We start from the raw sequence: 21009 nt of genomic DNA, 5'->3' as shown, positions 1-21009 counted from the left end.
TATACTGGTAACAGGATGTAGATGATGATCAGAAGCAAGCGATGCAGCGAGGTGACAGCAGTGCGGATTAATAAATTCATTAGCGAGACGGGCTTCTGCTCCCGGCGCGAAGCGGACAAGCTGGTCGAGAGCGGGCGCGTCACCATTAACGGGGAGAAGGCCTTGCTGGGCAGTCAGGCGGAGCATGGCGACGACGTCCGGATCGACGGGCGCCGCATCGGGGAGCGCAGCAGCCTCGTATATATCGCCTTGAATAAGCCCGTCGGCATTACAAGCACGACGGAGCAGCATGTGCAAGGCAATATCGTCGACTTCGTAGGGCACAGGGAGCGCATATTCCCGATCGGACGGCTGGACAAAGATTCGGAAGGACTCATTCTGCTGACGAACGACGGCGATGTCGTCAACCCGATCTTACGGTCGGAAGGCAAGCACGAGAAGGAGTATATCGTAACGGTAGACAGGCCGGTGACGGCCTCCTTCCTGAAGGGAATGGCGGAAGGTGTGCATATTTTGGGCAGCATGACCTTGCCATGCAAGGTTAAGCGGGTCGGGGATCGCGTATTCCGCATTGTTCTGACAGAAGGACGCAATCGCCAGATCAGAAGAATGTGCGAGGCTTTCGGCTTCCATGTACGGCGCCTTCGGCGTGTCCGGATTATGAATATCCATCTGGGGGATCTGCCGAGAGGACAGTGGCGCGATCTGACGGAGGATGAGAAGCGGGAGCTGTTCGGCCTGCTGGATTATTCGCCGCAAGCTTGACAGAAGGGGCTGCTCCGCAGTTCATTGCTAGTCGCAATGAGCTGTGGGGCAGCCCCTAATTCGTTCGATATTGTGTGTGGCCGGCTCTGTCCGGCTTATGGCTTCTTCACTTGAAGATTCTGAGGATTGGTCTTGTCTACAAAGGTATGAATGATGGATACTTCAACGCGTCTGTTCTTCGCCTTGCCCTCTTCTGTCGCGTTATCCGCAATGGGGTGGTATTCCCCATAGCCGATCGCACTGAAGCGTTCCGGCTCCAACTTGTCATTCTTCAGCAGAATGTCCAGGAAGCGTACGGCGCGCATCGTGCTCAAATCCCAGTTGGAACGAAATTGCGCATTATTGATCGGCCTGTCGTCCGTATGGCCGGCAATGATGACATCGTAGCTGGGATATTGCTCCAGCAGCTTGGAGATGGCGACGGCCAAATCCGTTCCTTCCGTATTGACTCTCGCCTGAGCGGGAGCGAACAAGGCGCTGTCGCTTATCGTGATGAGCAGCTGCGACATATTCAGCTCGGTCTCCAGAGCAGAATCCAGGCCGTTCTCACTAATATAGGTATCCATTTCTTCCTTCAGTTTGTTCAGCTCGGCTTGTTCCTGGCGAATGAGCTCTTCTTGACTTAATTCCGACTGCTGGCTGCTATCCTCTTTGTCATCTTGCTTGTCGTCCTTCTCCGTCTCATCGCCCTTCCGGATAACGGAAGGCATATCCAGCACGCCGCTCCCGTTGTTCAGCGCGAAGCTGAAGGCGCGGGACATGTCCTCGAATTTCTTCACATCAACGGAGTTCATGGAATACAGCACGATGAACAAGGCAAGCAGCAAGGTAAGAATGTCGGCGTACGGAATTAGCCAGGACTCGTCGATATGCTCATCGTGATCCTGATGCTTACGCTTCTTGCTCATCGGCCCCTTCCTCCTTCTCCGCCATCTTCTTTCTCTCGGTAGGAGTCAGGAAGACGGACAGCTTCTGATTAATGGCGATTGTGGAGACGCCGGATTGAATGGACAGCAGTCCTTCAAGCATCATTAGACGGATCTGAATTTCCTGCTTGGATTTGCGCTTCAGCTTATTGGCAAGCGGATGCCACAGTACATATCCTGTGAATATACCCAGCAATGTGGCGACGAACGCGGCCGCAATAGACTTGGCCAGATGATTCATATCGCTCATGTCGGCCAGAGCCGCGATCAGACCGACAACGGCGCCGAGCACCCCGAGCGTCGGCGCATATGTGCCGGCTTGCGTGAAGATGAGGGCGCCCGCCTTATGGCGTTCCTCGGTGGCGGCGATGTCTTCCAGCAGCACGTCGCGCACCAGGTCCTGATCGTTGCCGTCAATAATCATGCGCATGCCGTTGCGCAGGAAGGAATCTTCGATTTCATCTACACGAGCCTCAAGCGCCAGCAAGCCTTCGCGGCGAGTGATGGAAGCCCACTCCATGAAGTGGGTAATCAGCTCTTCGCGGGAAGCAAGCGGCTGATCCGTGAAGGCGATTTTGAACAGTTTCCCGACTTTCGCCAGCTCGGACATAGGGAATGCAATCATAACGGCTGCGACGGTGCCGACAATAATGATCATGAATGCTGCCGGATTGAATAGAGCGGTCAGTTTTGCGCCTTTTAATACCATTCCGCCCAGTACGGCTACGATACCTAGAATGAGTCCAATAATTGTTGAGTTTTTCATCATACACCCCGTCCAGTACGTTTTCGACATTTCTCTACTTTTATTTATATCGTCAAAAGGGTATTCTGAAGTTATAGCAAAGAAGAAGCTGCGGCAAATTTGCCGCATTTTCGAAGGGAGCAAGCACATATGGGAGTCAGACATGCGCGGGAGTATGCAGATATATTGAAAGAGCTGACGGAAGCGGTGGGCAAGATTGAACGCGGCTATTCCTTCTTCGAGATGGAACAGGAGGAGTGGAGCGCGCTGCCTCAGGGAGAGCGCGGCGAAGTGATGGAAGCGCTCGCGGACGATGTGTTCTATGGGCTTGGCGAGACACCGGTTATCGAGGTGGGCGAAGGTGTCATTACCTATAACAGCAAGCACCATGTTATCGAGGTGTCGCAAGGCGATAACGTAATTCAGATCGTCCGGCTCATTTAAGGCAGAAGGAATCGTCTGTTTTCAGCAGGGGCGGAATCTAAGGGATTCCGTCCCTTATTTGTATGGAGACGCCATGGAATATGGTTTATAATGAAAAAAACGTGTGGAAACGCTTCCTTGCTATTGCGAACAGGGGGATTGACGTGAGGAAAAAACACTTTTTCATGAAATTGCTGGCGGCGTATCTGGTAATTATAGTGCTGTATACGTTAATTGCTGCAGGCGTCTTCCTATATAAAAATACGGAAATCGTCGGCCTGGAGCTGAAAAACAAGCAAGAAAGCTTCTTGCTCGGGATGGCGGAGCAGCTTGACAATCGCTTCAAAATTGCCCAAAGCCTGATTCATCAGCTGCAAGCCAGTCAGGCGGTCAAAAGCTATGTCCAAAATGACCGGCATAATTACTACAATATTACGACGGTGTACAAAGAGCTGGAGAAATTAAACTCCACCTTCTACGATCTGGGCATTCGCATCGATCTGACGAGGGCGGGAGACAGTCTGGTCATCAAGCCGGAGAATACGATTGGCAGATTCTATTACGATCAGGAGATGGCATTCGAGGATTCCCGAAAGATTATTATTCCGATGAAAAACCGATACAGCGGGCTTGATGAGGAAATGACGGCATATATCAAGGGAAGCGGCGGCGACGAGAACGGGTTCCTGATGACTTTTGTCACCCGAACGCCGCAATTTACAGGGCCCGACCTGATCTTCTTCACGTCGTTCTACGACAGCTTCATCATGCCTGGCCTATCCAGAGAGAGCGAAGAAGCATTCTATGTCGTCAATCCGGAAGGAGCGGTGTTATATGCCTCGACATTGCAGGAAGAGTATCCTTCGCTAGGTGAGACGATAGCGCACTATGACATCCCGGTAGCGGAAAGCTTCATGACGGCAGAACATGAGGGGCTGCAGTTGCATATAGCGAACTCCGTGATATTGCCGGGCTGGAAATACGGATACGCCGTGCCGAAGCGCTCCTTCTTCGCCGATCTGCAGCCGCAGCTTATTGGCATTGGAGCGGCTACCTTCCTCTGCTTGCTGCTGGGCATGCTTGCCGCCTATATGCTGAGCCGCACGATGTATCGTCCCATCGGACGCGTCGTGGCGATGTTCAACAGCTTCGACAACAACGAAGGGCTGGATGAGATGGCGTTCATTAGCCGGACGGCGGTGAAGATCCGCAGAGCCAATGAACAGTTGAAATCGATGATGCTGAAGGAACGGGCGCCGCTGAAGGATATGTTCCTGCGGGATATGCTGCATGGCTTGCTGACGGCGGAACAGATAGAGGCAAGAATGAACAAGCTGCAACTGCAGCTGCCTGGCAGTCCTTGGACGGCCGTTGTGCTAGAGCTGTCTAATTACACGGAGCTTAATGCGATCTATTCACGCAGCACGCTGCTGGATATGAAATCTCAGCATATGCATGCTATAGACGAGCAGCTGGGCAGAAGCAGAGACTGCCAGCTTGTGGCGCTGGACTTTAAACGGTTCGCCGTGCTGATGCACGAGTCGTGTACGGATACCGTTAAGAGGGAAGTACAGCATGCTCTGATCTACACGGAGAGCAAGATCGAAAGTTCATATACCATTGCTATAACGGCAGGAGTAGGGGCCCCCGCACAAGCGCTCGAGGAAATCGGCCAGTCTTATATAAGCGCGGTGCGAGCGTTGGAGTACCGATCATTTCTGGACAAGCGGACAGTTATCGCTTATTCCGATGTAGACACTGCGCCGCGCGGTCAGTATTACTATCCGCTCGATACCGAGCGTGATCTGATCAGCAGCGTGCAGCAAGGCAAGCGGGAAGAGGTCGCAGCCATTCTGGACCGCTTGTTCGACATTAACTTTAAGCAGCGGGTGCCCCAGCAGCAATCGCTTCAACGATTCGGTCTGGCGATTCATGCGACGATAGAGCGGATACTGCAGCTCTCCAATCTGCAGGACATGCAGTGGGAAGACGCCGAACTGGATGAGATTCATCCGGAATCGCAGCAATCGAACTGGCAGCAGAACATACGGAATCGGTTCGAGTGTCTGCTCGACGAGATCAACAGGGAGAGAGAAGGCGCCGACAGCGATCTGGTAGAGAGATTGCTTCAATATATTCATGAACACTATCATGAAGATCTTTCATTGACCGACTTGTCGAGCCATCATCATTTCTCGCCAGGTTATATCAGCACGGTGTTCAAGCAATACACGGGACAGAACTTCAAGGATTATCTGAATCAGCATCGCGTTCGCAAGGCGAAGGAAATTTTGGGAAGCGAGCAGGTGAAGATTGCGGATGTGGCGCTTAGAGTCGGCTGCAACAATACGAATACATTTATTCGCATTTTCCGCAAGTACGTAGGGCAGTCTCCAGGGCAGTATGCCAAGCAGCAAAATTAAAGAGACATTAGTGAATGATAGTAAAGAGGGGTGTCGAATATGGGCAGGGAAACGTATTTGAACTTGATGGAGCGGGTAATGAGCGCGTATACGAATGAGCAGCTTACTCTCAGGAGAAGACGGAACGGAGACTATCTCGATATTCAGTCTTATGCCAGATTGACATGCGTGCTGGCTTGCCTTATTGACGGAGGGCGGATGGAGAATCGCCAAGAGCTGTGGGAAGGCATGATGACGGCATGCTGCAGGGAGCTTCAGGTAGTGTCCGGCAGCATCGAATCCGACTTTGCGGTGAAGGATATCATGATCGCCTATACGGTGATGAAGAATCGCGTAACACACGCACGATTGGAAGAGTGGCGCCGGGACTTGACCGCGATCGATCCGTTCGAGCAGTATCAGTATGTGATCGGGAAGCTGCAGGATGAGTCCAAGCTGCACAATATTAACGTATACAGCATGGCGGGCGAATATGTAAGGGAACGGGAAGGCATGACGGATACGGAAGCGTATTTCGCAGAGCATTGGCCGATTCAATTGGAGCGGTTCGATGAGAACGGCATGTATAGAGATCCCGGCTGTCCCATGCTATATGATTTGACGACACGCTGTCAGATCATGCTGATGCTTCACTATGGTTACCGCGGACCATTCTACGAAGTGCTGGATCGACATCTGCGCAAGGCCGGCCAGTTCGGCCTCTACATGCAATCCGCTGCCTTCGAAGGTCCCTACGGCGGCCGAAGCAATCAGTACCTGTTCCACGAGGCGCTTATGGCCGCATGCGGCGAATTCGAAGCGAGGAGATATGAGGAAGAGGGCAAGCCGGAGCTGGCCGGCATGCACAAGAGAAGCGCCAGGCTTGCTCTGGAATCCGTACAGCGCTGGATGGATGCCGACCCGCCACATCATATCAGGAACGGTTACAGCGTTGACAGCGGGTGGGGAACCGAAGGGTACGGCTATTATGACAAATATATGATCACAATGGGCTCTTTCCTGGCGCTGGCGTATCTGTTCGCTTCCGATTCCGGTGTGCCCGAGATGGCTTGTCCGGCGGAGACAGGAGGGTATGTCAGGCAGACCTCGCCCCACTTCCATAAACTATTCGCCAGCGCCGGCGGCTACTCCCTGCAGATCGACACGAACGGAGATCCGCAATACGATGCAACGGGCCTTGGCCGCATACATCGTTATGGCGTGCCGTCGGAGCTATGCTTGTCCGTACCGTTATCGTCAGGGGACGGCTACAGGGTGGGAGAGGGCGTCGGACGTCTGCAGGGCTGTCTGTCTCCGGGATGGCAGAAGCCGTCCGGCGAAGTGCAATACTTGAGCCGGCTGGGCGAAGGGTTGAGAAGCGAACTGCAGGTATTGCAGGAGGAGCGGGAGCATGTCGCCTTTCAGGTGACATACAGCGGTTCTTGCATGGAAGGGTGCGAGGCGGTCAAGCTCGTGTATCATGTGCGGCGGGAAGGGGTTTCAATCGATACGGAACTGATCAATCCGTCTGTGCAAGCCGTATATACATCTGTGCCGCTCCTTGTCACCAATGGACAGGATACCGCGACAATCGACTGCGATGCGGAGCTAATCCGGGTGCGGCTGGGCGACAGTCTCTATGAAGCTGGCTTTAATGGTGAGATCGTCATCAGCGAAGAGGCGTACGGCAATCGCAACGGCGAATATAAGCTGGCTCAAGTGAAGACGGAAGGCATAAGTGCATCTATGGTCATAACGCTGGCGTAATATATGAGCTACAGAGATTGTTGTCAATCATCGAGCACTGGAAGCGATTATTGATGAATCGCCCCAGGCCTATAAGGATGTGGATCAGATTATTGAGAGCGTAGTTCGTGCTCGTCTGGCTGATGTTGTAGCCAAGTGCAGTCCGCTCGCGACGATTAAAGGGGTTTGAACGAGATTGTGAGAAGGAGCTCCTGCATAACACGCTGCAGGAGCTCCTTCATTGGTAGCTGTCTATTCGTTCTGCCAGTTATGCATCAGATAATAGCTCGATGCCTGCAATACGCGTATGGCATCTGCGTTGATCAGATTTGTGTTCTCGGTGTCGGTCAGGTGCTTCAACAATTGCCTTAGATGATGCTGCGCTTGTTCATCATGGCCTTTCATCTGGTGGTGTACAGCCGCCTTTAACGCATTCGCCAGCTTCTTCGTCAGAGGGTGCAGCAGCTGGCCGGATGCCGCGTATTCGTTGATGCGGTCCTGAAGGAACTCAGCATTCACCTGATCCGCGCTAAGCGTATAAGACATACGGATATTGTCGTAATAAGCCGTCGTCATCCAATACTGCGAGCAGAAAGCAACCACTCTTGCGGTATGCGCGCCTTCCGGAGCCGTACCCTTGATCGTGACCGACTGCCATGCTCCTGCTCCGCTTGTCACTTGTGCGCTGGACTTGGCGAGCTCCTTGTCATCTTCATCATAATAGCCGATGTACAGCAGCGTTCTTCCCTCTTGCAGAAATACGTCAGCGGTGAGGGTGTAATCCACGCCCGGCTGTACGGGGAACGGATCTGAGCCTACGGCGACTGTGCCGGTCTGGCTGTTATCCTCAATCTTCAAGCTGTATTGGCCGGAGCTGCTTCTCTCGGGACTAACTTCAGTGTCCGCGTTCGATTGATACAGCGTTGCCCAGCCTGGAATATCCGTAGCGGATACGAATTGCTCGAAGTCATAGTTAGGGATCGGAATCGCCACTTCCACATCCGGGATCGTGACACCGTCCGATACTTCGATCATGGCCAGCTTGGTACCGTCCATACCGTAATAGATGTTCCCGTCATCTCCCAAGGCCATGACCGGTGTTTTGCCTAGTCGGACATATTCCAGCGTCTCGGGATCAAGGACGGTCAGATGTCCCGCCGGCGTAGAATAGAGCAATCCGTCAGCTCCCCAACGGGAGTATACCGGACGCCACTTTCCATACTGAGACACACTGGCATCGACGGTGACATGCTTAACCATGTCGAGAGTGTCCGGATCAAGAGCGAACAGGGTGCCGTCGGCGGCTGCCCAGAGCAATCCGTCCGGCCCGAATGTCAGACCGCTGATCATCGTCGGAGCTGTGGTTGCGCCGGGAATGTCGGGAGTGAACTCAATCGTTTTTTCATTCGTCGATAAATCCCACACAAACATTTTTGCTGCTGTTTCCGTTGGATTAATGCCTTCCCCGCCGTGAATGGAGGTGGAGCCGTAAAGCTTGCCGTCCCTGTAGGCGAGGCCCACAATGCTTTGATTGTATACTACATTGTGGAATATCTCATGTTCATTAGTCGTCGGATCGTAGATCGTTAAAGCTCCGCCTAACAGCCCATAGTCGGGGATCGTGCCGATATACAGCTTCTCCTGATCCGTTGTCATAATGAACGGCCTGTCTTCTCCTTCGATTTTGAACAGGGAAGTAATGGCCGACCCGTCTGGCTGTGTCGGGTCGTAGGCGATAATCTCGGCTTCCGGATAGATGCCCATGTACAGTGTATCGCCTATAGCGACCATGCCTTCCGCCTGATTTAAGCCGAATACGGCAGTTTGACCGGTGGCGGGATCGTATTTGGCGCCCTTCCCGCCGGGATAGCCGCTCATATAAAGCGCACCGTCGGGGCCTTTCTCCATAATGCGAATCGCCACCGGCTTGCCTTCCACCGGGAATGTCCTGCTCTTGGTCACACCTGTGGCAGGATTCATATAGACTACATTGCCGAAGTAGCCCACTGTGGCAAGCGACCAGCCTGGCAGTTCCGGATCGCCTTCTACTTGTACCCATTCGGAGTTGCGAAGGAAGGAGGAGTATCTGACTCCCGTATCGGCGGCCGTTAAGGTGTTCAAGTCAAGCTCAAGCAGCTTGCCGTCTTGCAGGAAATAGACAGTATCACTGCCTGGAAGACCCTCGGCCAGCCTCAAACCTTTGTAATTGGGAAAGACGGCGTCGGTCCAGGACTCGGTCAGCAGATCATAAATATGCAAGCTTCCGTTCACGGAAGCGAATAAGTAATGGCCTGAAATATCTACCCGCTTGATGGCAAGCGATGCGTCCTGAATGTAGCCATCGGGAAGCGGGAGTATCGATTTCTCGCCCGTGGCCACATCCAGCTTCACAATATGGCCTACCGTGCCGATGCCGGCGTACAGGAAGCCCTCATAATAAGCGGTAGAGTCGACGTACTCCTGGCCGTCCACCATCTGTCCGTAGTCTGTCCATTCTCCGTTCGCATCATTGTACTTGAATACTTTTCCGCCAGGGTACGATCCGCCGTATACATTGCCGTTATCGTCAACCGATAAGCCGTACAGCTGCCGTTGTCCGGGCATCTCCCCCACATTGACCATCTGCTTGGTAACTGGGGAATAGCGGAACAATCCTCCTCTATCTGATGTGCCTACATAGATCGTGCCGTCAGGGGCTGCAATATGAGAGAAGGAGTCGATGACTCCCTCTAGCGTGAATGAGCGAAGCACCTCTCCTGTCACCAGATCGATGACATGGAATGCGCCAGGAGCCCCGCTGCTGGTCATATACATCACGTCGTGTCCGTTCTCGACGCCGAAGGCGCTATCGAATACGGAGACCAAGCTAACTGGTTCTCCGATCTCTACAGGATCGGAGAATGACCTTTCAATGAAAGCTTCGGTTTTGACGGGAAACAGGACAACGCTTGCCGTGATGACGAGTACCAGCATGAAGGATAAAGCGGAACGAAGGTTCATGTTCGGTGTCCTCCTCTATCGATTATTGAGACATGAAACGGTCATACGCCTGCTGCTCAAGCTGAAGCATTTCCTCAACGCCCATGTTCTTCAGACTTTTCTGGAATGCGGCGAACGAATCGTCCGTCAAGTCTTCCGCGCCGAGAATCCATTTCTGCGACATTTCTTCCACATAAGTCTCGATCGCGCTCTTTAAAGTCGTGAGCCGGTCTCTTTCCTCATTGGCATAGCTAAGTGTAGGGTACTGCTCCATGAACACGTTGGCTTTCGTATACATATCTTCGCCTTGCAGCGCAATGGCATTGGACCATTGTCTTTCATAATCAAAGTTCTGATGGAAGCCGATTTCAATCTGCACGCCGTCTTCCTGCAGCGCGGCCAGTGTGCCATTCTCTGCATTCAGATATTCCTCTTTGAATATCGGTTTGCCATCGATCATGTCATAGTGCACGCCTTCAATGCCGAAGTTCATCAGACGGCGACCTTCCTCGGAGAACCAGAAATCGAAGTATTTGATCGCCTCTACTTTATGCTTGCTCGTGGAAGCGATGCCCCAGCCGCTGGATGTTACTTCCGCCCGCTTGGTTTCTTCACGCATCTGACCGTCTATGCTTGCCGGCGGAAGCAGGGGCATGAAAGCGAAGTCTGGCCGCTCGCCTTGCAAGAGATCGTTATAGCCTGCTGTGCTTCCCAGCCAGTCATGCGTAATCCCGCCGCGGTCTTCGCGCAGCATAATGTCCCGGCCTTTCGAGCCGCGGGTGAAGATTTCAGGATCGATCAGCCCTTCTTTATACCACTCAGCGATATTTTGCACGCCTGTTTTGTAAGCGTCCTCATACGGTCCGAAGCCTATCTTGCTATCGGCAAGGTACAAGCCGCGGTTCGCATTCCAGAAGACAAGGAAATCAAGAGCCGCGGACTTCACTCTGGCGAAGTAAGGCACTTCATCCTTCTGGCCGTTGCCGTTCGGGTCCTGCTCGCGGAACGCTTTCATCACGGTGTAAAGCTCATCAACGGTTTTAGGCGCTTCGAGCTGAAGCTTCTCCAACCAGTCCTCGCGGATGAACCAGCCTTTCGCCACTTGTCCGTCAGGGATGAAGTTGATGTAATAGATGTTGCCGTCTGAAGCGGTAGCATATCGTTTCAGCTCCGGACGTTCTTCGAACAGCGCTTTGATGTTGGGGGCATGCTCGTCGATGAGATCGTTGAGCGGCTCGAATGCGCCTTCAACACCGTAATTATCATATACATCCTTCATATTGAAATGAACGATATCCGGCAGCTCCCCGGAAGCCATCGTAATGTTGAACAGCTCCTGGCTGTTCGTGGCGCTGCTTGGCGCCGTTCCTTTCAGAGAGATATTGGTCAGCTCGGCAGCCTTCTGGAATACCGGCCAATCATCCTGATAGGAGACACGGTCGGCGAAGTGCATATGAATCGTCAGCTCAAGCGGGTCCTTCGTCACCAGATGGCCTGAAAGTCCGTCAGCCTCAGCGTTGTTCCCGCCATTTCCAGCGTTGTTCGAGCCTGCATTTGACCCGTTTTCAACGTTGCCGCCGGAATTATTCGGCTCATTTTTGCTATCTGCGCAGCCTGCAAGCAATGAAATGGTCATGGCGAGCACCAGAAGCAGGGTGTATCCGTTTCTTTTTCTAAACATAATAATATGTCCTCCCTTTTAGTTATCCTTTCACAGAACCGATCATAACCCCTTTGACGAAGTAGCGCTGAATGAACGGATAGACAGCTACGATCGGTATAATGGAGATGATGATGGTGGCGTAGACGACGGTTTCTTGTGAGATGGCAGCAGTTACATCTCTGGACGCCATCATTTCCTCACTCAGGTTCAATTCGACGATAAGCTTCTTCAGCAGCACTTGAAGCGGGATTTTATTCTCGTCCTTCAATAGTACCATAGCCCAGAAGTAGCCGTTCCAGCGGAATACGGCGTAGAACAGGCCGATGGTCGTGAGAGCGGCCTTTGACAAGGGCAAATAAATTTTCCATAAAATCTGAAAGTCGTTCGCGCCGTCTACTTTAGCGGATTCTTCGAGATCGTTCGGTATGTTCTGGAAGAAGGTGCGCATCAAGATGACGTAGAAAGCCGATAATGCAAAGCCGATTATGATAGCCGCACGGTTATCCAGCAGCCCCAGGTCCCGGAAGTTGAGATACATCGGAATCATGCCGGCATTGAACCACATGGTGAAAGCGATCATAAAGCTGATAAACGTGCCGCCCTGCAGCCGCTGCTTGGAGAGCGGATAAGCCCCCAGTACGGTAAGAAGCAGACTGCATGCCGTGCCGACTACGGTATAATAGATGGTGTTGGCGTAAGCCGTCCATATGCCTTCGTATTGCATGACCTTCACATAAGACTGAAGCTGGATATCGATCGGCCACAGCCAGACAGAGCCTGTCACGACGGCTTCCGAGGAGCTCAAGGAAGCGGACAGCACATAGACGAACGGGTAAAGTGCGGCTAAAGCGAACAGAGCGAGCAGTATATAATTGAATACGGCGAATAACTTTTCTCCTGATGTCGGTTTCATCGGCTCACCTCCTTACCATAGCCCGGTTTCCGTTAGTTTCTTGCTCGCCCTGTTGGCGAATACGACGAGAATCAAGCCGACGAGGCCATTGAACAGCCCCACTGCCGTGGCGAGATCGTACTGTCCCTCCTGCAAGCCGGAGCGATAGACGTAGGTGCTGATCACGTCTGCCGTCTCATATGTGGAAGGCTGATAGAGCAGGATAATCGCTTCATAGGACACTTCCATCATCGAGCCGATCTTCAGAATAAGCATAATCGCAATGGTAGGCATCATCGCCGGCAAGGTGACATGGATCGTCTGCTTCCAGCGATTGGCGCCATCCATAACCGCAGCTTCATATAACGCCGGATTGACGGCTGTTACCGCGGCCAAGTACACGATCGTGTTGAAGCCGGCTTCCTTCCATATGTCCATCGAAGCGATGAAGATGGTTCGGAAATATTCCGGCTGCGTCAGGAAGTAGATCTTCTCCCCGCCGAACATGCTGATGATCAGGTTGACGATTCCGTTGCTTGGCGCCAGAAAGTTGGTCACAATACCTGCTACAACAACGACCGATATAAAGTGAGGCAAATAAGTCAGCGTCTGCACGGTCTTCTTGAACAGGGCATTGCGGATTTCATTCAACAGCAGGGCAAGCGCGATCGGAACAGGGAAGGCGAAAATAAGCTGATAGAAATTGATGATAAGCGTATTTCGCAATGTCCTGATAAAATAAGGACTGTCGAAAAACGTAATAAAGTTTTTCCAGCCAACCCAAGGACTGTCCGCTATTCCTTTCCATACGCTGAAATCTTTAAATGCGATTTGCAGGCCGTATAACGGCTTAAATTGAAAGATGATGTACCATAGCAGGAATGGGACGAGCATAATGTACAGATACCGATCCCGTATGATCGAAGATCGAATATGACTGAATTTCATAAGAACGCTTTCATCTCCTTTCATCGGGATGGATGTTGCCTTCGCGAAGTTGATTTAACTGTATGCCAAGCGGCTTGAAGGATCAATCGCCACTTCTTCATCGCATCATCATTCTTTCATGATGATAATAATGAGAACAAAAAATGTACATTTTTTCAGGATCATCAAAAACGCCACTATTTCGTATATAATGAAGAAATTCGATGTGTTGTCAGGATTGATTAAGCTTTAAAGGGGTAATTGCGGAATGAAGAGGTTGTTATGGATCGGCTGTCTTTCCTATCTTGTCATCGGAATTGCACATGTGGTCGGAGGATCCGTGCTGGAGCCGATGATGGCGCATTACGGTCTTGCATACAGGGACGGCGGCCAATGGATTATGAATCAATTTCTCGGTTTTCTTGCAGGCGTATTGTTGGCGCCTGCTTTATCAGGCAAGCTGGGGAAGCGCGGAGTCGTATTGCTTGCAATGGGCGCGCTGACCGTCAGCGAAGCGGCATACAGCTTATTGCTTCCATGGGAGTGGATGCTCGCTGTGGCTCCAATCGCCGGCTTCGGCTTCGGCATGACGGAAGCGATCGTAGGCGCCATGGTCATCGATCTGGTGAAGGATGGGAAAGCTTCTGCCGTAAGCCGTCTGGAGACGTTCTTCGGTCTGGGTGCGCTGCTGATCCCCATTACGGCCGCCTATCTTATTCAACAGCATATCTGGCAGCTGTCATTCCCGATCCTGGCTGCGCTCTCCGGCATTACCTTCGTGCTGTGGCTGACGATGTCCTTCGGCAATGAGACGGACGATGCGCTGGCCGCGCAGCCCGCTGCAGGGCAACGGGATTCATCCGATACCGCTGTATCTATAAAGCGGGGAAAGAGGGGAGAAGCAGGCGTATACGGATATGCCTACTCGGCCCTTCCGTTCCTCGCGCTCGCCGCTCTGTTCTTCATGATCTACGTAGGCATGGAGATGAGCTTCTCCAATTACTTGCCCTCCATCATGATCGACAGATCCGGCATGGAGGAGGCGGGAGCTGCCGCTGTACTGGGCTTGTTCTGGGGGATGGTCGTCGTCGGACGTCTATTCGCCGGGGTGCTGGCAGACCGGATCGGCTATGTCCGCTATCTGGCCTACGCTACGATCGGTGCGACGATCGTCATAAGCCTGATGGGCATGGTCCAAGGCTTGGCGGGCATGCTTATTCTGACGGCGCTATGCGGTCTCTTCTTCTCCGGCATGTTCGGCATAGCACTGGTCTATGCGAACGAGCTGTTGCCTGGCATGACCGAGCGGACGACGAGCATACTTGTCGCCTTCGGCGGGCTTGGCGGAGCGATCTTCCCGCGCATTACAGGCTGGATGATGGATGTCTTCCATGTAGGTGCGACGCTATGGTACATTGCCGCGCTCGTGGGCCTGCTTCTTGTCCTGTTGATCGTTATGCTGGTGCTCGGTCGCAAGCGCAAGCTGGCCATTACGGGATAGCTCATTACAACTGTACGGATATCCCTTAATATTCCATTTTTATTGGCAAAGTCCTATTCATTCCTTGATATGTATTCCCGATATATATAGTGATCTATCAATCCAGTGACCATCAAGTAAAGAAAGGGGCTGCCTAGTCTACTTCCGGAAGAACAATTGGATGATATCACTTGACTGTCATATCGGATGAATTCACATATCAAGGAGGCTATTTATCTTATGCTTAAAAAACAGTTGTCGCTGGTTCTCTCGCTGTTGCTTCTTCTGTCGATGTTCACCAGCGGCGGGGCTGCGTCCGCAGCCGGCAAAAAAATCTCCAAGCTGGTTGTGAGCAAAAACGAAATTACGCTGGAGGAAGGCGATTCCCATTCGCTGTATGCGACGGCTGTATACGAGGACGGATCGACGGAGGATGTCACGATTGAAACGGACTGGTCTACGGGCAGCGCAGCCGTTGCCGCTGTCTATGCGGGTACGGTAACAGCGAAAGCGGAAGGAACGGCTGTTATTACGGCGACTTATATGGGAAAGACGGTAGTCATCACGACGACCGTAACGAAGAAAGTGAAGGCGTTGTCGGCCGATATCGATGAGTTCGACCTGCGGATAGACGAACAGCAGCAGGTAGAGCTTACGGCTATCTATGAGGATGGCTCCAGCGAATCCGTCACACAACAGGCCGATTGGTCCGTTGATAATTATTCCGTGGCGACAGTTGTGAACGGGCTGGTAACCGGCAAGAAATCCGGTACGGCTATCGTAACGGCGGCTTATGGCAACCAGTCCGTTAACATGAAAGTCTCGGTCGAGATCGCCCGCAGGCTTGATATCAATCAATCGGAGTTATTCTTGCTGTTGGGCGAAGAAGAGACGGTTGAGCTTCAGGCAACTTATCCGGACGGAACGGTCGAGAATGTGTCCGGCAAGGCGGAGTGGAAGAGCGACAACGAGAAGGTCGCGGACGCGATTGACGGAGTTGTGAAAGCATACGGCTCAGGTGAAGCGAAGATCACGGCTTCATACGGTACGAAGACCGCTTCCATCACGGTCTATGTCGACGCTACCCGGAAAATTGAATTGAACAAGCAAGAGCTGTTCATGAAGGCGAATGAGGACGAGCAGCTCAAGCTAACGGCGACTTATATGGACGGCAAGACGGACGATATTACGAGTCAAGCGAAGTGGACGTCTTCCGACAGCTCGATAGCGTTCGTGTCTAAGGGACGGATTACTTCCTACAGGTCAGGGGAAGTGACGATTACGGCAGCTTATGGCGATCGTCAGGTCAGCATTGACGTTGACGTGGAGGTTCCCAAGAGACTGGAGCTGAATAAGGATGTGCTCGCGCTCGATATCGACAAGGAGGAAACGGTAGAGCTTACGGCCACATTCGCAGACGGAACGACGGAGCAGATTGCCGAGAAGGCCAAGTGGAGCTCGAGCAATCAGAATATCGCTTCCGTCTCGAAGGGCAAAGTGAGAGGCTACAAATCCGGCGCGGCCACGATAACTGCGCAGTATGGCGGGAAGTCGGCGAGCATGGAGGTGGAAGTGAGCCTTCCGAACAGCTTGACGCTGAGCCAGGAGCGGGTATCGATGCAGGTGGGCGATACGACAAAGCTGAAGGTAACGGCTAATTTCTCCGGAGGCAAGTCCGTGGATGTGACCGATAGCGCGACGTGGACCTCCTCCAGCGCCAATATTGCAGAGGCCAAGCGAGGCAGCATTATCGGGGTAGCTACTGGATCTGCGACGGTAACCGTATCCTATGGGACCCGTTCCGTCAGCGTCCCTGTATCCGTCGGTGTCGTTCAGAAGCTGTCATTTAATAAGAAGAGACTTGTTATGGAGCAAGATGAGGAGCAGACTCTCATCGCTACCGCGCTATACGAGGATGGCGTATCGAAAGCAGTGAGGTTGCTGGCTGAATGGACATCTTCCGCCCCGGAAGTCGCATCTGTGTATAAGGGGGCAGTTACAGCCCATGACAGCGGAACGACTCTCATTACAGCCACTTTCGGAGGCGTGAAGGCGTCGATCTACGTGGAGGTCGATGTGTCCAATCAGTTGAAGGCCAACGCCACTTCCGTGCAACTGGAAGTTGGCGAGACGCAGCAGATCGTATTAACTTCAACAGACTCGCTTGGCACAGAGACGATCGTGACGAATGATGCGAAGTGGTCGGTCTCGTCGGACAAGGCTGCCAGCGTATCCGGCGGATTGATTACTGGAGCGGCTGTAGGGAAGACGACAGTTAAAGCGGAGTATGGCGGCCAGACGGTAAGTATCGCCGTGGAAGTAGGAGCGATCGACCGGCTGGAAGTGGATACAGACAACTTGAGCATGCAGTCGGGCCAATCCCATTCACTGACGTTGAATGCAGTGCTGCCGGATGGCAGGACGAAGGATGTGACCAAGTCGGCTGCCTGGAAATCCTCCAACAGCAAAGTGGCAGAGGTAGCGGATGGGAAAGTAACGGCGATCGGGTATGGCAAAGCGAAAGTGTACGGCGAGTACAACGGCGAGAAAGTTACGATTAACATTGAAGTAGATTATCTGAAATACTTGGATGTCATGTCCAAGGATAGTCCTGTCACGGTACTGGAGCTGTCGGTAGGCCAGAAGCTGCAGTTGGACGGACTGGCGACTTATTCAGACAATTCGGAGCGTGCCGTCACGATAGACGGTCTATGGAGCTCTTCCAATCCGAAGGTTGCCCATGTGAAGCACGGGCTTATCACAGTGCAAGGCAAGGGAAGAGCGACGGTAACGCTGAAGTTCGGCAATATGAAGGCGAAGGTTAGCGTTGTGGTGAAATAATTGGACATTAAAATGGCGGTGCGAGGATGAAATCCTGCACCGCCATTATTTCAATTTCTATTATTCTTGGATGCTTAAGCAGCCTTCTCCGCTGCAGCTACTTGTACTTCTTTCTCTTCTACTGCTTCTACGGCAAAAGCCTGATAGGCTTCCTCATCCAATACGCGACGAGCCGTTACGTAACGGTTCTTGTAATAGGAAGAGTCCAACTTGTCGATCACTACACCGCGGCTAGTGGAGGCATGTGCGAAGCTTCCGTCACCAACATAAATGCCTGCATGGGATACTTTCCCGTTGTTCTTGCCGCTAGTATCGAAGAATACAAGATCTCCCGGCTTCAGGTCGGCCTTGGCTACCTTAGTGCCTACTGTTGCCTGGTCTGCCGATCTACGAGGCAGATCAACGCTCGCCTGATTGAAGATATGAATGATAAATCCGGAGCAATCGAAGCCGCTGGTCGTGTTGCCGCCATACTTATACTTGGTTCCGATGACTTCATCGATGCTTTCTTGCATTTCGGAGCTTGCCATGACGCTTCCCGCTTGGAATGCGAGCAGCAGTGCAAGTCCAGCGAATAGGGCGCTGATCTTCTTCTTCAAAACGTGAAACTCCTTCCGATGCCGACGAGGTTAGCTGTGGGGTTCGGTTGAAGGTCCCCTATGATTCCCAAGCCCGGTTCCGTTCTTGCGCAGGCCGGAATCAATTCACCCAAAGTGGTTCCCCCGTTTCCCTGTGTAGGGAATTTGGCAATTTATTCGTTTTAACTAAACCTATCATACTGGCAAATTGTTCTTTTGTGTTGAAAGTGAGAATTTTTTAATCGATTATGAGAGTATTCCGCTGCAGGCGGCTATAACAAGTGTAATTTCAATTATTTTTGTGTATTATAGTAGGATAAATATTTACCGTGGGAAAGGTTGATTGTGATGGAAAGCGCAACAGAAAACAAGTCGTCCTCCTCCAATTTCATTCGCCATATCGTCGTTGATGATTTGCAGAGCGGCCGGGTACAGGAAGTCGTCACTCGCTTCCCGCCCGAGCCGAACGGGTACTTGCATATCGGGCATGCCAAGTCGATCTGCCTCAATTTCGAATTGGCCGACGAGTTCAAGGGAAGGACGAACTTGCGGTTCGACGATACGAATCCGCTGAAGGAAGATACGGAATATGTAGAGGCCATACAAGAAGATGTGAAGTGGCTCGGATTCCAATGGGATGAGCTGCGCTTCGCCTCCGATTACTTCGAGGAGATGTACAATCGCGCCGTGCTGCTGATTAAGAAGGGCAAGGCGTACGTATGCGATCTGACAGCGGAGCAGATGCGAGAGATGAGAGGGACATTGACGGAGCCGGGCAAGGACAGCCCGGGAAGAAGCCGCAGCACCCAGGAGAATCTGGAGCTGTTCGCGCGCATGCGCGCAGGCGAATTCAAGGACGGGGAGCTTGTGCTGAGAGCCAAGATCGATATGGCGTCCCCTAACATCTCGCTGCGTGATCCCGTGCTCTATCGAATCGCCCATACGCATCACCATCGTACGGGAGATGACTGGTGCATCTATCCGATGTACGATTACGCGCACCCGCTTGGCGATGCCATTGAAGGCGTCACGCATTCCATCTGCACATTGGAATTCGAAGACCACCGCCCTCTCTACGATTGGGTTATCGCGGAATGCGAGATGGAAGCGACGCCGCATCAGTATGAATTCGCCCGCCTGAACGTGACGAACACGGTCATGAGCAAGCGCTACCTGAAGCAGCTGGTGGACGAAGGAGTCGTGGACGGTTGGGACGATCCGCGCATGCCAACGATCAGCGGGATGCGCCGCCGTGGATACACGTCGGAAGCGCTCCGTACGTTCTGCCGGGAGATCGGCGTTGCCAAGAGCAATAGCGTGGTGGATGAGCGCAATCTGGAGTTTTTCATCCGCGAAGACTTGAAGTTGAAGGCGCCTCGCACTATGGCGGTGCTGAAGCCGCTCAAGGTGGTCATTACGAACTATCCGGAAGGCCAGACGGAATGGCTGGAAGCGGAGAACAACTCGGAGAACGAGGAGATGGGCACACGCCAGATTCCATTCTCTCGCGAGATTTATATTGAACAAGACGACTTCATGGAGAATCCGCCCAAGAAATACTTCCGCCTGTTCCCAGGCAACGAGGTGCGGCTGAAGCATGCTTACTTCATTACCTGTCAGGATGTCATTAAGGACGAGGATGGCAATGTGGTGGAGCTGTACTGCACGTACGATCCCGAGACGAAGAGCGGGAGCGGATTTACGGGACGGAAGGTGAAGGGGACGATCCATTGGGTGGACGCTTCCGCCGCTGTACCGGCGCAATTCCGCTTGCTGGAGCCGCTTATACTGGACGAAGCGCAAGAGGAAGGGAAGTCGTTCCTGGAGAAGGTTAATCCCGCATCTCTGGTTGTGGAGCACGGCTTCGTGGAGCCGAATATGAAGGAGACGAAGGGCGGGGACAAGTACCAGTTTTTCCGCCACGGCTACTTCAGTGTCGATCCCAAAGATTCTGACGGCGAGAAGCTGGTGTTCAACCGTATCGTCTCCCTGAAGAGCTCCTTCAATCCGACACAGGCTTAACGGGAGTTCGATCAAGCGGTCCGTCCATGCATAGACTTGGCGGGCCGCTTCCCTATACATCCGAGAGAGGGATATACATATGCAGCAGCTATCCGATCAATTTGTTATACGAGATGCAGAGCCGGAGGACTTGGACGAGATCGTCTCCATCTATAATGCGACGATACCGGGCAGAATGGTGACGGCGGATGTGGAGCCTGTGACCGTAGAGAGCAAGCTTGCCTGGTTCCAATCCCGTACGCCGCATGAGCGCCCGATCTGGGTCGTACATGATGCCGTCAGCGGGGTGATGTCAGCTTGGCTCGGCTTTCAGTCGTTCTATGGCCGCCCGGCTTACAACGCTACAGCCGAGATCAGCATCTACATCGCTGAGCCGTATCGCCGCTGCGGTCTGGGATCGCTCATGCTGAAGCGAGCCATCGCGGAGAGCCCGCGGCTTGGACTGACGACGTTATTGGGTTTTGTGTTCCGTCATAACCAGCCAAGCCTTGCACTGCTGGAGCGGTTCGGCTTCCAGCAGTGGGGATGTCTGCCGGGCGTAGCAGTGCTGGATGGCGTAGAGCGCGATTTGGTCATAGCAGGAAGACGGCTGGAGCAGGACTGACTCGGCTCATAAGGGG

General features: G+C 52.8%; 15 protein-coding genes, 1 pseudogene and 1 riboswitch. Of the genes and pseudogenes, 9 read left to right on the top strand and 7 right to left on the bottom strand.

All coding sequences use genetic code 11. From position 1 onward, the window contains the following. Positions 1 to 60 precede the first annotated feature (60 nt). Positions 61 to 765, top strand: a complete 705-nt coding sequence (gene rluF, locus M6D81_RS07430; RefSeq protein ID WP_262676224.1) for a 23S rRNA pseudouridine(2604) synthase RluF — start codon at positions 61 to 63, stop codon at positions 763 to 765. 95 nt (positions 766 to 860) lie between these two features. On the opposite strand, the gene motB is transcribed toward rluF, so the two are convergent. Beyond that, positions 861 to 1673, bottom strand: coding sequence for a flagellar motor protein MotB (gene motB, locus M6D81_RS07425; RefSeq protein ID WP_262676205.1), 813 nt, complete (start codon positions 1671 to 1673; stop codon positions 861 to 863). Next, positions 1657 to 2457: a flagellar motor stator protein MotA gene (motA, locus tag M6D81_RS07420; protein ID WP_262676223.1), complete on the bottom strand. Its 801-nt coding sequence runs from the start codon at positions 2455 to 2457 to the stop codon at positions 1657 to 1659. Before motA ends, motB begins: the two co-directional genes overlap by 17 nt. Before the next feature lie 129 nt (positions 2458 to 2586). Here motA and M6D81_RS07415 point away from each other — a divergent pair, with 129 nt between their 5' ends. The 4 genes and pseudogenes from M6D81_RS07415 to M6D81_RS07400 all read left to right on the top strand — a co-directional run. Beyond that, positions 2587 to 2880 carry a hypothetical protein gene (locus M6D81_RS07415; protein WP_262676204.1) on the top strand — a complete coding sequence of 98 codons (294 nt, stop codon included), beginning with the start codon at positions 2587 to 2589 and terminating at the stop codon, positions 2878 to 2880. Positions 2881 to 3023: 143 nt separating this feature from the next. Further along, complete coding sequence (locus M6D81_RS07410) at positions 3024 to 5282, top strand: AraC family transcriptional regulator (RefSeq protein WP_262676203.1); 2259 nt, start codon at positions 3024 to 3026, stop codon at positions 5280 to 5282. Between the two features lie 39 nt (positions 5283 to 5321). Next, positions 5322 to 7028 carry a hypothetical protein gene (locus M6D81_RS07405; RefSeq protein WP_262676202.1) on the top strand — a complete coding sequence of 569 codons (1707 nt, stop codon included), beginning with the start codon at positions 5322 to 5324 and terminating at the stop codon, positions 7026 to 7028. A gap of 13 nt (positions 7029 to 7041) precedes the next feature. After that, positions 7042 to 7197, top strand: a pseudogene (locus M6D81_RS07400) (RtcB family protein); the annotation flags it as partial. A gap of 62 nt (positions 7198 to 7259) precedes the next feature. On the opposite strand, the gene M6D81_RS07395 reads toward M6D81_RS07400, so the two are convergent. The 4 genes from M6D81_RS07395 to M6D81_RS07380 are packed head-to-tail and all read right to left on the bottom strand — an operon-like array spanning position 7260 to position 13489. Then, entirely contained in the window at positions 7260 to 10007 is a 2748-nt protein-coding gene (locus tag M6D81_RS07395; protein WP_262676200.1) for an FIMAH domain-containing protein, read from the bottom strand. A gap of 22 nt (positions 10008 to 10029) precedes the next feature. Beyond that, the gene (locus M6D81_RS07390) at positions 10030 to 11667 is read right to left on the bottom strand and encodes an extracellular solute-binding protein (protein ID WP_262676198.1); all 1638 of its coding nucleotides are present in this window, start codon (positions 11665 to 11667) and stop codon (positions 10030 to 10032) included. 22 nt (positions 11668 to 11689) lie between these two features. Next, positions 11690 to 12562 (bottom strand): carbohydrate ABC transporter permease, encoded by an 873-nt coding sequence (locus tag M6D81_RS07385; protein WP_262676197.1) that lies wholly within the window; start codon positions 12560 to 12562, stop codon positions 11690 to 11692. Positions 12563 to 12574: 12 nt separating this feature from the next. Then, positions 12575 to 13489, bottom strand: coding sequence for an ABC transporter permease (locus M6D81_RS07380; RefSeq protein WP_262676196.1), 915 nt, complete (start codon positions 13487 to 13489; stop codon positions 12575 to 12577). Positions 13490 to 13736: 247 nt separating this feature from the next. On the opposite strand from M6D81_RS07380, the gene M6D81_RS07375 reads away from it, so the two are divergent. Beyond that, positions 13737 to 14969 (top strand): MFS transporter, encoded by a 1233-nt coding sequence (locus tag M6D81_RS07375; protein ID WP_262676195.1) that lies wholly within the window; start codon positions 13737 to 13739, stop codon positions 14967 to 14969. 219 nt (positions 14970 to 15188) lie between these two features. Next, positions 15189 to 17789: an Ig-like domain-containing protein gene (locus M6D81_RS07370; protein WP_262676194.1), complete on the top strand. Its 2601-nt coding sequence runs from the start codon at positions 15189 to 15191 to the stop codon at positions 17787 to 17789. Positions 17790 to 17863: 74 nt separating this feature from the next. Here M6D81_RS07370 and M6D81_RS07365 read toward each other — a convergent pair whose 3' ends face one another. Beyond that, a complete protein-coding gene (locus M6D81_RS07365; protein ID WP_262676193.1) occupies positions 17864 to 18388 on the bottom strand; it encodes a C40 family peptidase in 525 nt (174 codons plus the stop codon). Between the two features lie 4 nt (positions 18389 to 18392). Continuing rightward, positions 18393 to 18548: riboswitch (cyclic di-AMP (ydaO/yuaA leader) on the bottom strand. A gap of 167 nt (positions 18549 to 18715) precedes the next feature. On the opposite strand from M6D81_RS07365, the gene M6D81_RS07360 reads away from it, so the two are divergent. Continuing rightward, on the top strand, positions 18716 to 20389 hold the full coding sequence (locus tag M6D81_RS07360) for a glutamine--tRNA ligase/YqeY domain fusion protein (protein WP_262676192.1): 1674 nt from the start codon (positions 18716 to 18718) through the stop codon (positions 20387 to 20389). Positions 20390 to 20468: 79 nt separating this feature from the next. Next, positions 20469 to 20993 (top strand): GNAT family N-acetyltransferase, encoded by a 525-nt coding sequence (locus M6D81_RS07355; protein ID WP_262676191.1) that lies wholly within the window; start codon positions 20469 to 20471, stop codon positions 20991 to 20993. Positions 20994 to 21009 lie beyond the last annotated feature (16 nt).

The organism is Paenibacillus sp. J5C2022 (assembly GCF_025567625.1).
GTDB lineage: Bacteria > Bacillota > Bacilli > Paenibacillales > Paenibacillaceae > Pristimantibacillus.
Note: the sequence above shows the minus strand (reverse complement) of the source record. Positions and strands in the feature narration are given on the sequence as shown.

What these genes read in the sequence shown, in the direction of transcription:
- M6D81_RS07385 (WP_262676197.1), bottom strand. Translation starts at nt 12,562, where the DNA reads ATGAAACCGACATCAGGAGAAAAGTTATTCGCCGTATTCAATTATATA.
- M6D81_RS07405 (WP_262676202.1), top strand. Translation starts at nt 5,322, where the DNA reads ATGGGCAGGGAAACGTATTTGAACTTGATGGAGCGGGTAATGAGCGCG.
- M6D81_RS07360 (WP_262676192.1), top strand. Translation starts at nt 18,716, where the DNA reads ATGGAAAGCGCAACAGAAAACAAGTCGTCCTCCTCCAATTTCATTCGC.
- motA (WP_262676223.1), bottom strand. Translation starts at nt 2,457, where the DNA reads ATGAAAAACTCAACAATTATTGGACTCATTCTAGGTATCGTAGCCGTA.
- M6D81_RS07375 (WP_262676195.1), top strand. Translation starts at nt 13,737, where the DNA reads ATGAAGAGGTTGTTATGGATCGGCTGTCTTTCCTATCTTGTCATCGGA.
- M6D81_RS07370 (WP_262676194.1), top strand. Translation starts at nt 15,189, where the DNA reads ATGCTTAAAAAACAGTTGTCGCTGGTTCTCTCGCTGTTGCTTCTTCTG.
- M6D81_RS07395 (WP_262676200.1), bottom strand. Translation starts at nt 10,007, where the DNA reads ATGAACCTTCGTTCCGCTTTATCCTTCATGCTGGTACTCGTCATCACG.
- M6D81_RS07355 (WP_262676191.1), top strand. Translation starts at nt 20,469, where the DNA reads ATGCAGCAGCTATCCGATCAATTTGTTATACGAGATGCAGAGCCGGAG.
- M6D81_RS07390 (WP_262676198.1), bottom strand. Translation starts at nt 11,667, where the DNA reads ATGTTTAGAAAAAGAAACGGATACACCCTGCTTCTGGTGCTCGCCATG.
- M6D81_RS07380 (WP_262676196.1), bottom strand. Translation starts at nt 13,489, where the DNA reads ATGAAATTCAGTCATATTCGATCTTCGATCATACGGGATCGGTATCTG.
- motB (WP_262676205.1), bottom strand. Translation starts at nt 1,673, where the DNA reads ATGAGCAAGAAGCGTAAGCATCAGGATCACGATGAGCATATCGACGAG.
- M6D81_RS07415 (WP_262676204.1), top strand. Translation starts at nt 2,587, where the DNA reads ATGGGAGTCAGACATGCGCGGGAGTATGCAGATATATTGAAAGAGCTG.